13 protein-coding genes are annotated in these 13,650 nt (G+C 54.0%); 6 read left to right on the forward strand and 7 right to left on the reverse strand.

The window, feature by feature from the left end; translation table 11 throughout:
• The first annotated feature begins 181 nt into the window (after positions 1-181).
• The 4 genes from AB8809_RS10560 (at position 182) to AB8809_RS10575 (ending at position 4,911) form a co-directional block, all read left to right on the forward strand.
• Entirely contained in the window at positions 182-3,058 is a 2,877-nt protein-coding gene (locus tag AB8809_RS10560) for a flavocytochrome c (RefSeq protein ID WP_349856035.1), read from the forward strand.
• A gap of 100 nt (positions 3,059-3,158) precedes the next feature.
• Positions 3,159-4,130 (forward strand): FAD:protein FMN transferase, encoded by a 972-nt coding sequence (locus tag AB8809_RS10565; protein WP_349856034.1) that lies wholly within the window; start codon positions 3,159-3,161, stop codon positions 4,128-4,130.
• Between the two features lie 30 nt (positions 4,131-4,160).
• A complete protein-coding gene (locus AB8809_RS10570; protein WP_349856033.1) occupies positions 4,161-4,547 on the forward strand; it encodes a DUF6331 family protein in 387 nt (128 codons plus the stop codon).
• A gap of 4 nt (positions 4,548-4,551) precedes the next feature.
• Complete coding sequence (locus tag AB8809_RS10575) at positions 4,552-4,911, forward strand: hypothetical protein (protein ID WP_181846188.1); 360 nt, start codon at positions 4,552-4,554, stop codon at positions 4,909-4,911.
• A gap of 29 nt (positions 4,912-4,940) precedes the next feature.
• Here AB8809_RS10575 and fabI read toward each other — a convergent pair whose 3' ends face one another.
• The 6 genes from fabI to sapA all read right to left on the reverse strand — a co-directional run bounded on the left by fabI (position 4,941) and on the right by sapA (position 11,275).
• Positions 4,941-5,729: an enoyl-ACP reductase FabI gene (fabI, locus tag AB8809_RS10580; RefSeq protein ID WP_015840562.1), complete on the reverse strand. Its 789-nt coding sequence runs from the start codon at positions 5,727-5,729 to the stop codon at positions 4,941-4,943.
• A gap of 194 nt (positions 5,730-5,923) precedes the next feature.
• Positions 5,924-6,739, reverse strand: coding sequence for a putrescine export ABC transporter ATP-binding protein SapF (sapF, locus tag AB8809_RS10585; protein ID WP_015840561.1), 816 nt, complete (start codon positions 6,737-6,739; stop codon positions 5,924-5,926).
• On the reverse strand, positions 6,739-7,731 hold the full coding sequence (gene sapD / locus AB8809_RS10590; protein WP_180778000.1) for a putrescine export ABC transporter ATP-binding protein SapD: 993 nt from the start codon (positions 7,729-7,731) through the stop codon (positions 6,739-6,741). Before sapD ends, sapF begins: the two co-directional genes overlap by 1 nt.
• A gap of 16 nt (positions 7,732-7,747) precedes the next feature.
• A complete protein-coding gene (sapC, locus tag AB8809_RS10595) occupies positions 7,748-8,638 on the reverse strand; it encodes a putrescine export ABC transporter permease SapC (RefSeq protein WP_015840559.1) in 891 nt (296 codons plus the stop codon).
• Positions 8,625-9,590 (reverse strand): putrescine export ABC transporter permease SapB, encoded by a 966-nt coding sequence (gene sapB / locus AB8809_RS10600; protein WP_015840558.1) that lies wholly within the window; start codon positions 9,588-9,590, stop codon positions 8,625-8,627. Before sapB ends, sapC begins: the two co-directional genes overlap by 14 nt.
• The gene (gene sapA / locus AB8809_RS10605) at positions 9,587-11,275 is read right to left on the reverse strand and encodes an ABC transporter substrate-binding protein SapA (RefSeq protein WP_349856261.1); all 1,689 of its coding nucleotides are present in this window, start codon (positions 11,273-11,275) and stop codon (positions 9,587-9,589) included. Before sapA ends, sapB begins: the two co-directional genes overlap by 4 nt.
• Positions 11,276-11,446: 171 nt before the next feature.
• Between sapA and AB8809_RS10610 the strand changes: the two genes are divergently transcribed.
• The gene (locus tag AB8809_RS10610) at positions 11,447-11,887 is read left to right on the forward strand and encodes an antitoxin Xre/MbcA/ParS toxin-binding domain-containing protein (protein WP_015840556.1); all 441 of its coding nucleotides are present in this window, start codon (positions 11,447-11,449) and stop codon (positions 11,885-11,887) included.
• Positions 11,884-12,372 carry an RES family NAD+ phosphorylase gene (locus AB8809_RS10615; RefSeq protein WP_040032173.1) on the forward strand — a complete coding sequence of 163 codons (489 nt, stop codon included), beginning with the start codon at positions 11,884-11,886 and terminating at the stop codon, positions 12,370-12,372. The genes AB8809_RS10610 and AB8809_RS10615 overlap by 4 nt, the downstream gene beginning before the upstream one ends.
• 243 nt (positions 12,373-12,615) lie before the next feature.
• Here AB8809_RS10615 and AB8809_RS10620 read toward each other — a convergent pair whose 3' ends face one another.
• The gene (locus AB8809_RS10620; RefSeq protein ID WP_349856032.1) at positions 12,616-13,428 is read right to left on the reverse strand and encodes a helix-turn-helix transcriptional regulator; all 813 of its coding nucleotides are present in this window, start codon (positions 13,426-13,428) and stop codon (positions 12,616-12,618) included.
• Positions 13,429-13,650 lie beyond the last annotated feature (222 nt).

Below are 13,650 nucleotides of genomic sequence, written 5' to 3' on the forward strand. Positions count from 1 at the left end.
AATAAAAGCGGAACTACAAAATAGTTTAAATAGTAAAAAAACATTTTATAACAGTTAAAAAAATAGATACTTGGTAAGTAATAAGTTCGCAAATTATCAGCCAAAAAAATTAATAAAAACAAATACGGCAGCTTTCGATTCATTTGCGAACAGAGTTTTTATTTTAAGTGGAGTATTCGCTATGAAGAATAATCACCATGATCTATTTGCCGCTTTTACACTCCCCAACGGCGCGACGCTGAAAAATCGGGTACTGATGGCTCCCATGACCACCTGTAGTGGGTTTTACGATGGGAGTGTCACCAAAGAGCTGGTGGAATATTATCAGGCCAGAGCTGGCAGTATCGGCACCGTAATTGTGGAATGCTGCTTTATTGATGACAAAGGGTTAGCGTTTCCCGGTGCGATAGGGATAGACCACGACGATAAAATTGCCGGGTTGGCTAAAATTGCGACGGCGATTAAAGAAAAAGGCTCGACGGCGATCCTGCAAATTTATCACGGTGGCCGCATGGTCGAACCGCGTTTTATTGGCGGTGCGACACCGGTTGCTCCGAGCGCTATTGCCGCGCCGCGCGCAGGAGCGACGGTTCCGGTCGCGCTGTCGGGCGATGAGGTTGACGCCATGATCGGCAAATTTGGCGATGCCGTCCGTCGTGCTATTCAGGCGGGATTCGATGGGGTAGAAATTCACGGCGCGAACACCTACCTGATCCAACAGTTCTATTCTCCACACTCTAATCAGCGCTCAGATAAATGGGGCGGCAGCCGTGATAACCGTGCGGCATTTCCGCTGGCGGTGTTGGATATCACCCATGAGGTCGCGGCTCAATACGCCGATCCTGCATTTATTATCGGCTATCGTTTCTCACCGGAAGAGATCGAAGAACCGGGCATTCATTTTGATGATTCACTCTATCTGCTGGAGAAATTAGCGGCACGCGGGCTGGATTATGTCCACTTCTCTATGGGAAATATCCTGCGCTCATCCATTATTGAGATTAATGACCCGACGCCGCTGATTAAAAAATATGTTTCCCGTCGTTCTGCAACATTAGCCGCGATTCCGGTTATTGGCGTCGGGGATATTGTGAATCAGGCAGACGCCGACGCGGCGCTGGAAAATGGTTATGACCTGATTGCCGTCGGCAGAGCCTGTATTGCTTATCCAGACTGGGCAGATCGTATTGCCGAGCAGGAAAAACTCGAACTTTATATTGCCAGTGATAAACGTGAAGCATTAATGATTCCCGAACCGCTGTGGCGTTTTTCATTAGTCGAAGCCATGATTCGGGATGTAAATTTAACCGGAAAAAAATTTAAATCCGGGGTTTATCAGGAAAGCATTCAGGATGAATGTGGCGAGCTGCGAATTCATGTTCATTTTGAGCAGAATCGGGTCGCCGATATCGAGCTGGAAAATAGCGAGATCGATGATTCACTGAAAATCAGTTTTGATATTATCCGCGAACGCATTCTGGATACCAATAGCCCACATGTTGATGCCGTAACGGGCGCAACGGCACAGAGTGAAGCGATTAAAAAGGCTGTCACCAAGGCGATGGTGAAATCCAGCAAAGACGCCATTATTGCCGATGGCGGTAACCCTGACGCGCGCCGCGAAGCGGACGTGGTAGTGATTGGCAGCGGCGGTGCGGGGCTGGCGGCGGCGATTCAGGCCAGCGAAGAGGGCGCGCGCGTTATCGTGATTGAAAAGATGCCGGTCATTGGTGGCAATACCATCAAGGCATCTGCTGGTATGAACGCGGCGGGAACCGTCTTCCAGCAAAATAAAGGCATCGAAGATAGCCACGCGCTGTTCTATAACGAAACCCTGAAAAGCGGCAAACAGAAGAACAATCCCGCGCTGGTACACTATTTCGTCGAGCACGCATCTGACGCGATTAACTGGCTGGCGCAGCACGATATTGAACTGAGCGATATCACCACGACGGGCGGCATGAGCGTTGACAGAACGCATCGGCCTGCCAACGGCGCCGCGGTGGGCGGTTATCTGGTCAGCGGACTGATTAAAAATCTCAATAAGTACAATATTGAGGTGCTACTGGAAACGTCGGTAACCGAAATTGTGCAGGATAAGGGCAAGGTTACTGCCGTCAAAGTCGTTAATGATGAGCAGGAAGAAAGTCTGATTACGACAAAAGCGGTGATTGTTGCGACAGGCGGTTTTAGCGCCAATCAGGCAATGGTTGAGTCATACCGCCCAGACCTGAAAGGCTTCGTCACCACCAACCACAAAGGTGCGATGGGCGGCGGGATTCGGCTGCTGGAGCATATCGGTGCGGATACGGTGGATATGGGCGAAATTCAGACCCATCCGACGGTGGAACAAACGACATCTTATCTGATTTCCGAATCCATTCGCGGCGGCGGGGCTATTCTGGTGTCACAGCGTGGAGAGCGCTTCTTTAACGAAATGGAAACGCGGGATAACGTCTCGTCAGCCATCGTGAATCTGCCGGAAGGTTATGCGTACATCCTGTTCGACGAGCAGGTGAGAAACCGTAATCGGGCGGTCGAAGAGTATGTCGCGCAAGGGCTGACCGTCAGAGCGGACAGTGTCGCGGAACTGGCTGATAAGCTCGATATGCCGTCGGCTGCACTGCAAACCACGATCGAACGCTACAATGCCTTCATTGCCGATAAACAGGATGAGGATTTTGGCCGTACGACGGGGATGCGCGATCCGTTAAATCAGGCGCCTTACTACGCGATTAAGGTGGCGCCAGGCGTGCACCACACGATGGGGGGCGTGACCATCAACGAGAAAGCGGAAGTGCTGAACCGCTATAAAGAGACGATCTCCGGGGCTTATGCCGCAGGGGAAGTGGTTGGCGGTATTCACGGCGCGAACCGCATTGGCGGCAACGCCGTGGCGGATATCATTATCTTCGGTATTCAGGCGGGTATTCAGGCGGCGGCCTATGCGCGGATGCCGCGTCGTTCTGGTATTTTCCCAACGAAAGCACGGAAGGCGAAGTTTGTGAAAACAACGGTGAAAACGGCGGAAAATCAGTCGATGCTGGTAGAGGAATAAGTGATAAAACAGTAGGTATACTGGCGGGCGTCTGAAAGGGCGTCCGCGATTTTCCGATGCTTCCCTCTCTGTATTGCCGTTCGTTCATTGGAGCTACCGTATGCCTTCTGTCGATAATGCTTACGTCTATTCCGTTCATCTCATGGGTAGCCCCATTCTGCTCAAACTCTTTGTTCATGATGAAACCGCTGTCAGGCAAGTTTTCCTGCGCATCAAGCAGCTTGAAGACCTTCTAACCGTTAATCGGGCGCAGTCGGAAGTGATGAGTATCAATCACGCGGCGGGAAAAGCGTCTGTGCCGGTCAGCCCGGTTGTCTTTGCGCTGATTAAGCGCGCTAAAGCGGTGAGTCTGATTGAAAATAGTGGCTTTAATGTGGCGATAGGTCCCGTCGTCAAACTCTGGAAAATCGGTTTTAGCGGCAGCACGGTGCCTGACAGCGAATCGATACAACGAGCGCTGGCATTGACACATCCCGAGCGCATTATTCTCATAGAGCAGGATTGTGCCGTATTGCTAGAAAGCGCCGGAATGGAGATCGATCTGGGGGCGATTGCGAAAGGCTATATTGCCGATATCGTCCGAGATGTTCTGCATCAACATGCGATTCAGGATGCGCTGATCAATCTGGGGGGGAACGTGCTGGCTATCGGCAGCGCGCTGACGGATGAGCAAGGGCTATGGAGCGTCGGGTTGCAGAAGCCTTTTGCGGATCGCGATAGCCTGCTTGGCATCATTAAGGTGAAGAACAAATCCGTGGTGACATCCGGCGTTTATGAGCGCTTTTTTACCGTGGACGATCGCATCTACCATCATATTATCGATCCTCGGACGGGTTATCCGCTGGATAATGAACTGCACAGCGTAACGGTTATCTCGAATGATTCTCTCGACGGTGATATTTACACCACGCTGCTCTACGGCATGGGCGTGAACGTGGGCATTGAGTTTCTACAGCATCAACCGGACATTGAGGCCATCTTTGTGACGAAGAGTAAAGAGATCATCTTTTCTTCTCAGCAACATCATACGTTTGAATTGCTGGATACGGATTATTCGGCGACTATACGGTGAAGGTTGGATCTGAGCCGGAAGGTGAATAACGTGTCGTTTATTAAGGAAGATTTTATCCCGATAGGGGATAACGAGCGCATTGTCTTACCCGATTTAACCGGGCGGCATCATTTGGCTGTTAATGTCGATGACGTGCTCGAAGGCTTGTTACCGTTATGGCTGATTATTGAAACCGAGTGCGTGGCAGCCTGCTGTGGCTTTGATGCATTTGATTTCTCTGCTGATACACTTTATGCCGCAGCCCGCAAGCTGGACGCCCCAGAACTTGGTCACACTCTACACCGCGCCATTGAGCAAATAACCTTACTGGATACCACGGTGATATCCAGCAGTTATCTGAATAATCTGGCGGATAAACAGGCCTTTATTACCTTGTTGCTGCACATTCGTACCAGTTTACCGCAAGGAAACGACTAAATTTATGCACGCTCAGGCACAAGACTGGAAACACGCTCCCGCACCGCAGCAAACTGCGCCGCTTAATTTTCAGGCGCTGTTTACGGATGAGGACGCTGAAACAATGAAGCAGGGCATCATTCCAAAGCAAATGGAAGATAAATGGTTTATCTATTTTGAGGACGGCTGGCTCCGTTTTCATCGGAGTTGGACGGGCTTTTTTATCTATGCGGTGAAACTGGATGGTTCACCCGCCGGCGTTCGGGTCACGGACTCGTGGGTCAATAGAGACCCGGCACAATACACCAGTACCGATCTGGATTATGACCAGAAGATGCTGCGTTATCTGATAGATGTAGCGCTGCTGAGAAAGGGAGGAAAGTAGCCCATCAGGGACAGGCTACTTTTGATGACTTATTTCAGTTCCAGCTCGTTCATTGCAGCGATGCTGAAGCCGCCGTCAACGTGCAGAACTTCACCGGAGATACCGGCAGCCAGATCGGAACACAGGAACGCAGCAGAGTTGCCCACGTCTTCAATGGTAACGACACGGCGGATTGGTGTAACGGCTTCGCAATGAGACAACATTTTCTTGAAGTCTTTGATGCCGGATGCAGCCAGTGTACGAATCGGGCCCGCAGAGATGGCGTTAACGCGCACGCCCTGAGCACCCATGGCGTTCGCCATGTAACGTACGTTTGCTTCCAGAGACGCTTTTGCCAGACCCATCACGTTATAGTTCGGGATAGCGCGCTCAGCGCCCAGATAGGACAGGGTAACCAGCGCAGAGTTCGGGTTCAGCATTTTACGGCAGGCTTTCGCCATCGCGACGAAGCTGTAAGAGCTGATATCGTGAGCGATGTTGAAACCTTCACGGGTCACGGCATCAACGTAGTCACCGTCCAGTTGGTCGCCCGGTGCGTAAGCAATAGAGTGCACGAAGCCATCAAAGTTCGGCCATACGTTAGCCAGTTCGGTAAACAGTGCTTCGATGCTCGCATCTTCAGCGACATCACACGGCAGAACGATGCTGGAGCCCAGCTCGCTGGCAAAGCCTTCAACGCGTGCTTTCAATTTGTCGTTCTGATACGTGAAGGCCAGTTCGGCACCTTCACGCTGCATTGCTTGTGCAATACCGTAGGCAATAGAACGGTTGCTGGCAACACCTGTTACCAGAATGCGCTTACCGGTAAGAAAACCCATAGCAGTAATCCTTGTGATCATTGTTGCTGCGATCGCCACTTCGGTGCCGGTAAACCTACGCGGCAAGTGACGACCGAGATGAATAAACCGCGCGATTCTACCATGTTGGGGACGGTAGCGGTACTCCGAGCAGTATCCTCCCTTCTTTCACCGTCCTGCGGCCGTAGCGGGGATACCGTCGTTGTGCGCGGAGATTAACGTTGTGCGCCGTCGCGTCGCCAGGCGTCGGCGCTGAGCGCTTCGCCGAAGTGGCTGGCAATCAAACGTTTCGTCAGGTCATGGAGCGGGGCGGACAACACATCGGCAGTACTGCCGCGTTCGACCACTTCACCAGCCTGCATCACCAGAATCTGGTCGCTGATGTGCTTCATCATACCCAGATGCTGCGTCACGTAAATATAAGAGATACCGTGCTTTTCCTGTAACTCCAGCATTAGATTGATAATCTGTGACCGCATAGACATATCCAGTGATGCCAGCGCCTCATCGGCCACAATCACTTTCGGTTGCAGGATCAGCGCGCGCGCCAGACCGACACGCTGTTTTTGTCCCGGCGCGAGCGCATGCGGATAATAATAGGCATGATCGGGGCGTAACCCGACCTGCTGCAGCGCCTGATTAATCGCTCGTTCGCGCGCTTCGGCGCTGAGGTCGGTATTCAGCCGCAGCGGGACATCCAGCAGCTGCCCGATGCGCTGGCGCGGATTGAGCGCATTGCTCGCATCCTGAAAGATCATGCGGATGCGCTGGCTGCGATAACGGTAATCGCCGTAATGCAGCGGGTGATCGTCAATAACCAGTTCGCCGGACGTCGGGGCTATCATGCCTGACAGCATTTTAGCCAGCGTCGATTTCCCCGATCCGTTCTCACCGATGATGGCGAGCGTTTGTCGTTCACGCAGCGTAAAGCTGACGGATTTCACCGCCTCGACATGCTGACGACGGAACAGTCCGGTTCGATAGCGGAACGTTTTGGTCAGGTTGCGGGCTTCAAGCAGCATCTCAACCATTACGGTTCCTCCATGTTGAGCGGGAAGTGGCAGGCATATAAGTGGTTCTTAACCGAGAGCAGCGGCGGTGTTTGCATACACTGCTTTTGTGAATATGGGCAGCGCGGGCCGAGTCGGCAGCCAATCGGCAGATGCTCCAGCGAGGGGATCGCACCGGTTAGCGTGTTCAGCCGGCTTTTGTGCGGCAACGAACGACCGAAATCGGGCATTGCGCGAATCAGCGCCTGCGTATAAGGGTGGTGCGGCGCGGTGATCAAATCTTCACTGGTCGCGCTCTCTACCGTTTGCCCGCAATAGAGCACGTTGATCCGGTCAGCCCATTTGCTCATGGTTTGCAGGTCATGGCTGATGAGCAGAATCGTGGTGTTATTGTTCTGATTCAGCCGCGAAAGCAGGCGGAAAATCTGCGCCTGCGTGGTGGATTCCATCGCGTTGGTGGGTTCATCGGCAATCAGCAGGCGCGGCTGGTTCGCCAGCGCGATGGCAATCATCACTTTCTGGCACTCGCCGTCGCTCAGCTCATAGGGATAGCTGCCCATAATATCTTTATGATCTTTAATCCCAACGCGGTGCAGCAGTTCGATAGCGCGGCGTTTGCGCCAGTTGAATCGCTGCCACCAGCGGCCTTTATACGTCCAGCCGGGAATCGCCTGCACCAACTGCCGCCCGATACTCTCGGACGGATCGAGACAGGATTGCGGTTCCTGAAAAATCATGGAGACGTTATGGCCGACCAGTTTACGCCGCTCGCGCGACGACAGTTGCAGCAGATCGATATCATCAAAGCGGAAGCGGTCGGCGGTTACGCGCCAGTTCTCTTTGGTGATCCCGCAGATGGCTTTGGCGATCAGGCTTTTACCTGAGCCGGATTCGCCCACCAGACCGCGAATTTCCCCTTCGCTCAGCGTCATGCTGACGCGGTCGACGGCTTTGACGGGGCCGTCGGCGGTGAGAAATTCAATCGTCAGGTTACGGATATCAAGTAATGGCATAGGGAGTCGTCGCCTCTTATTCCGTTTCCGCGACGAGCGCGCGGCGGATGCCGTCGCCCAGCAGGTTGACGATTAACACGCTCAGCGCGATAGCCGCGCCGGGCAGCATCACGGTCCACGGTGCGGCATAAACCAGCTCCAGCGAGTTGCCAAGCAGCGCGCCCCATTCGGTCGTCGGCAGCTGTGCGCCCAAATCGAGAAAGCCCAGCGCGGCGATATCCAGAATGGCGATCGACAGCGCGCGGGTAAACTCGGAAACCAGTAGCGCAGCGATGTTCGGCAGCACAACGTACCACACCAGATAAAACGTGGACGCGCCGTCAAGACGAGCGGCGATCACGTACTCTTTGTCCATTTCTGCGTGTACGGCGCTGTAGATGGTGCGCACCATACGCGGCAGCAGCGCCAGCCAGACGGCGAGCATCGCGTGTTCGAGTTTGGGGCCGATAAAGGCAATCACCACAATCGCCAGCAGCAGCGAGGGAATCGACAGCAGCGTATCCAGAATATGGTTGAGCATCGCAGAGCGCAGCCCGCGGGTGACGCCCGCAAAAACGCCCAATACGATGCCGCACAGCGCCGCTGCGTAGGTGACGATGAGCGATGCGCCGACGGTCGGCGCCGCGCCGCTCAACAGGCGGCTTAGCTGGTCGCGGCCTAAATCGTCGGTGCCAAGAAAGAACGACACTTCACCATAGTGGGACCAGGAGGGGGGCAACAGTTGGTAGCCTAAAAATTGCTGATCCACTTCATAAGGCGCAAGAAACTTGCCGAACAGGCACAGGCCAATCAGGATCAGAAAACCGTATAGCCCGATCATCGCGAGCATATCCTGATGGAACGCCCGCCAGGTATCGCCCAGTCGGCTTGGCAGCCGTTTTTCGCTATAAACGTTATCGAAGGGCATACCATTCCTTGTGTTTCAACGGATTTGCCATAGCACCCCAAATATCGGACAGGATGTTGACCGTGATGACCATCGCGCCGACCACCATGACGCCCGCAGAAATCGCGGCATAATCCTGCTGGCGAATGGCGTTCACCAGCCAGCGGCCGATGCCCGGCCAGTTAAAGACCACTTCGGTAATCATCGTCAGCGTCAGCATCGTGGAAAATTGCAATCCCAGTTTGGGAATGATTGGCGGTAGCGCATTGTGAATCAGGTGGCGACGAATGACCGTAAAACGCGAGAGTCCGCGAGTGGCCGCTGCTTTAATATAGTTTTTGCTGATAATTTCCGTGGTGCTGACGCGCATCAGGCGGATCACTTCAGTCGTCGGCCCGACGGCCAGCACGGTAATCGGCAGAATTAAGTGGCGGATAGCGCTGACGATCATTTCGCCACGGTGTGGCGAATCTGACAGCCAGGCGTCAATCAGGGCAAACCCGGTGACGGTTTTCACCTGATAGAGCAGGTCAAAGCGGCCTGAAACCGGCAGCCAGCCGAGGTGCAGCGAGAAAAAGAGCGTTAACAGCAGCGCCAGCCAGAATACCGGCAGGGAAAAGCCGATAAGCGCCAGTGTACTGATCACAATATCCGCGCCGCGGTTCTGCATCACGCCGGCGGTAATGCCCAGCGGAATGCCGACCAGCAGCGAGAGCGCAAACGCCAGCAGACAAAGCTCGATCGTGGCCGGGAACACTTCTTTCAGCAGCTCGCTAATGGCCTGCCCGTTAATGCTGGATCGGCCAAAATCTCCCTGAAGCAGACTGGTGAGATAAAAGTGATAGGCATCAAATAGCGCTGCGCCGTTGAGCGGCGCATTGGGCGTGTAGTAGCTGAGGCTAAAGCCAACCAATGTTAGTAGTGACAGTGTCACTATCAGTAACACCAGACGTCGTAAGGTAAAAATAATCACGGCTGTGCTTCCTCCACGGTTTCCGGTGCAGAGGGTTTCTGCTGCGCCTGCTGATCCTCGCGGAAGACGCCCGCGAACGAGGCATTGCCGAACGGGCTCAATACCAGCCCTTTCATGTCATAGCGGTAGGCCAGTAGTCGTAATGACGATGCCAGCGGCAGAACGGGTAATTGTTCTGCCAGAATACGCTGTGCCTGTTGATAATAGTCAATCCGCTTAGAAAGCTGTTGTGACGAGAGCGCGTTTTGCAGCACTTCATCAAACGTGGGATCGCACCAGTGCGCGTAGTTGCTCTGGGAGCGAATCGCCGCGCAACTTAGCAGCGGTCGGAAAAAGCTGTCCGGGTCGTTACTGTCCGTTGCCCAGCCCGCCAGCGTTAAATCGTGGCTGAGTTCCATCAACCGTGCCTCCTGAAAACGGCCTTCCACCGGAACAATGGTCACGGTGACGCCAATCTGCGCCAGATCGGCCTGTATCAACTCTGCCGTTTTCAACGGGCTGGGGTTGTAGGACTGCGAGGCGCTGGGCACCCACAGGCGCAGGTTGAGGTTCGTCAGCCCCAAATCCTGCAAGATTTGCCGCGCTTTCTGCGGGTTATATTCCGTAATCTGCGATTCATTGTCGTACGCCCATGAGGCGCGAGGCAGAATCGACGCCGCGGTTTCCGCCGTGCCGTAATAGATCGACTGCATCAGTCTGTCGTTATTGATCGCCAGTGCGATGGCTTCCCGCACGCGGCGGTCGTCCAACGGGGGTTTACGTACGTTGAAAGCCAGATAGGCGACGTTCATGCCAGGGCGCAGCGAGAGACGCAGGCGAGGGTCGTTACGCAGAATCGTTAGCTGGCTAGCCGCCGGATAGGCGAGGACATCGCATTCGCCCGTCAGCAGCTTGGATAAGCGACCCGTACCGCCGGAACCGAGATCGACAACGACCTGCTGCATGCGTGGCAGGCCGCGCCAATAATCGTCGTTGCGCGTCAGCCGGATATATTGCCCGTTGCGGTATTCATTGAGCAGATAGGGGCCGGTACCGACCGGTTCGCGATCCAGCAGCTCCTTTTTGTCCTCTTTTGCCAGACGCTGCGCGTATTCCGCAGACAGGATCGGTGCGTAGTGCGTGGCCAAATGCCAGAGGAAAGACGCATCCGGGCTATTGAGGCGGATCTCAACGCTATACTCGCCTAGTTTGCGGATGCTTTGTACCGAATCGGCGAATTGCAGGCTGTCGAAATAGGGGTACTCACCGCCGTTAACATCATGATACGGATGCTTTTCGTCCAGCATGCGCTGGAAGCTGAAGATCACGTCGTCGGCGTTCATATTGCGGGTTGGGCTGAACCAGGCGGTACGCTGAAACGGCACATCGCGGCGCAGGTAGAAACGGTATGTCGAACCGTTGTCCAGCACTTCCCAGCGCTGAGCCAGCTCTGGCATCAGACGATAAGTATAAGGGTCGACGTCCAGCAGGCGGTCATAAAGCTGTGCTGCCAGCGTATCAATGGTGACGCCGCTGCGCGCCATCTGCGGGTTAAACGTGTTCAGGACATCATTGACGCAATAGACAAAGCCGCTCTGGTGAATATTTTCCAACGGAGCAGGTGACGCTGGCACGGACGGCGATGCGGCCAGTGCAGGCAATGCCAGCCAGGTGAATGCCAGTGCGAAACAGGTTTTTCCGAACATACGGGATTTTTCAGTCAATACGGTTATACACAGAGTGTATCGCACTCTTGGCATCCTCCCCACTCTTGTTATGCGCGTCTGGCGACTTTCCAACCGGTTGAGTCACCAGACTAACGATTGAAAACGTCATAGTGAATGCTATAGTTAAGTCATAATGACGAGGAAGTGACCATGAATGCAGAAATCAGTCTTAAAGTTGAAAACTTTGCCCGTGAAGCCGAACTGCCTGACGGCGTGTTTCATGACCCGCTGATGTTTGTCAGTGTGGTACGCGGCGGAATTTCCGGCGCGATGCTGAAACGTGGTGCGGATGCCAGCGGGCTAAGCCGGAAGCTAATTGGCTCGGCACTGTCCGTCGATCCCTCGAACATTTCCCGTTTGTTCCGTCGTAAGCATTTAACACTGGAACAGGGAGAGGCCGCGCTGGAGACGTTTCGTTTATGGCTGAAAGCCATGACGACATTTGAAGATGAAGCGAAGGCACAACTGTGGATGGAGAGCGGTATCCCGGCCTTTGGCGGGAAAACGCCAGCGGAAATGCTGGATACGCACAAAGGGCGTCAGCTGGTTGATAATGCGCTGAGCCGGATCGAATACGGCGAATTCATATGAGGCTGTACCGCATTACCAAAGCGATCTGGCTGGAGTCATTTTCAGGGCAGACGGGCGTGAGCTTCCTGCACGGTGCTCGCTTCAATCAGCCCAACACGCCGGTTCTGTATTTTAGTGAAACGCCCGCGGTCGCGATGTTGGAAATGGGTAATTATCTGCCTTCGCCGCAGTTGCTGCCTGCCAGCTATCGTCTGGGGGTGTATGAACTGCCGGACGACGTCCCGCAAGAGTCCATTACGCTGGACATGCTGCCTGAGGATTGGCACCGCTACCCGTTTATGCCTGACGTACAGGCGCTGGGGTCGCGCTGCCTGAATGCGGGGCAATCACTGGTGATTTGGGTGCCGACCAGCACGGTTAAGCCGTTTGGCAGCATGCGTAATGCGCTGATTAATCCGCTACATCCGGCGGTAAGCCAGCTGAGACTGATTGAAGCGATCCCAGATTTTTACAGTCATAGACTGTTTAACCCTACGGGGCATTGAGCTTGCGATTGGTAGCGATAATGCAGTCAGGAACCCTATCGTTAGTATGGAAATGAGAAAAATTCTCAACAAAGTGCTTTACAGATGATACTGATAACTATTATCATCATTTTCGCACTTCGGCAGTGGCTTCTCGCAGGCACTGAAGGAGAGCACGACATTGCTCACATTGCTTCCAGTATTATTTTAGCCAGCCTATGTGCTGGCTTTTTTTTGCCTGAAAAATGGCTCCCCTCGACGAACTCACTCTGTGTTTCGGCGTTTGTCTCCCACAAATGCCGAAGGTGATTGACCGAATTGTTTTCTGAATGCTGTCGTATAGGCGCTGTGGCTGTCATAGCCACTGTTCAGTGCGACCTGAATGATGGGCGCGCCTTGCACCAGCATGGTCAATGATGAGATCAGGCGCAATTGCTGGCGCCACTTGCCGAACGTCATACCTGTGCTTTTCAGAAAGCGACGATGGAAGGTTTTCCCGCTAACAGCCAACTTGCCAGCCCAGTCATCAGCCGTTGCGATATAGCCAGGGTCGCTCATGAGTGTCTGGCAAACCGTCTGCATTTGCGCGTCCTGAGGCCAGGGTAGGTAAAACGGGAGATGCGGAGGGGCGCGCAGTTCCTCGATTAGCAGTTCTCCGAGCAGTTGCGTATAGCGCGACGTCCTTTCGTGGCCATCTCTATCGGTCAATTTACCGATTAACTCTCTCGCCAATCCGGATACTCGCACCACACAATCCACGGTGGGCAACATCGTGCAAATATCCTCGCGCACGAAAATGCCATGCGCCTGTAAGGCAACCGGGATGACCAGACGGTGGGGGACGCCGGGGCGTAACCAGACGGCAGATGTCGGTGGCACCAGCCACTGTCCGGTGGGCGTCTCCACGCGCAAAACGCCACTGTCCGCATAAATCAGATGACCTCTGCGGTGGTCGTGCATGGGAACGATATGCCCTTGTGGATAGCGTATGGCGACACCCGTGACAGGTTGCGTTGAGGCCTCCGTTGCGTCTAAGTCAAGCGCGTGCCCGCCGTCTCCGGGAGAGGAAAAACCCATATCGACTCACTTTGTCCAAAACAAGCAATGAAATGTCTATTTTCATGTAGATGGACGATGTGTGCAAACCTAATATGAAAACGCAATCACAACGTTGAGCCTCGCGTCTGTATTGCCGTTCAGCCATCATTCGCGCGCGGCTACGACGATTGTCTCTCGGCCGGGGTCGGCACGCATGCATTTGCGTCAGCTCTATCCTGATTCCATCTGACCCCCACGATT

This window comes from Pectobacterium aroidearum, from assembly GCF_041228105.1.
GTDB lineage: Bacteria > Pseudomonadota > Gammaproteobacteria > Enterobacterales > Enterobacteriaceae > Pectobacterium > Pectobacterium aroidearum.

Coding starts and splice junctions, on each gene's coding strand:
- AB8809_RS10560 (WP_349856035.1), top strand. CDS start 182: ATGAAGAATAATCACCATGATCTATTTGCCGCTTTTACACTCCCCAAC.
- AB8809_RS10565 (WP_349856034.1), top strand. CDS start 3,159: ATGCCTTCTGTCGATAATGCTTACGTCTATTCCGTTCATCTCATGGGT.
- AB8809_RS10575 (WP_181846188.1), top strand. CDS start 4,552: ATGCACGCTCAGGCACAAGACTGGAAACACGCTCCCGCACCGCAGCAA.
- fabI (WP_015840562.1), bottom strand. CDS start 5,729: ATGGGTTTTCTTACCGGTAAGCGCATTCTGGTAACAGGTGTTGCCAGC.
- sapF (WP_015840561.1), bottom strand. CDS start 6,739: ATGGTTGAGATGCTGCTTGAAGCCCGCAACCTGACCAAAACGTTCCGC.
- sapD (WP_180778000.1), bottom strand. CDS start 7,731: ATGCCATTACTTGATATCCGTAACCTGACGATTGAATTTCTCACCGCC.
- sapC (WP_015840559.1), bottom strand. CDS start 8,638: ATGCCCTTCGATAACGTTTATAGCGAAAAACGGCTGCCAAGCCGACTG.
- sapA (WP_349856261.1), bottom strand. CDS start 11,275: ATGTTCGGAAAAACCTGTTTCGCACTGGCATTCACCTGGCTGGCATTG.
- AB8809_RS10610 (WP_015840556.1), top strand. CDS start 11,447: ATGAATGCAGAAATCAGTCTTAAAGTTGAAAACTTTGCCCGTGAAGCC.
- AB8809_RS10615 (WP_040032173.1), top strand. CDS start 11,884: ATGAGGCTGTACCGCATTACCAAAGCGATCTGGCTGGAGTCATTTTCA.
- AB8809_RS10620 (WP_349856032.1), bottom strand. CDS start 13,428: ATGGGTTTTTCCTCTCCCGGAGACGGCGGGCACGCGCTTGACTTAGAC.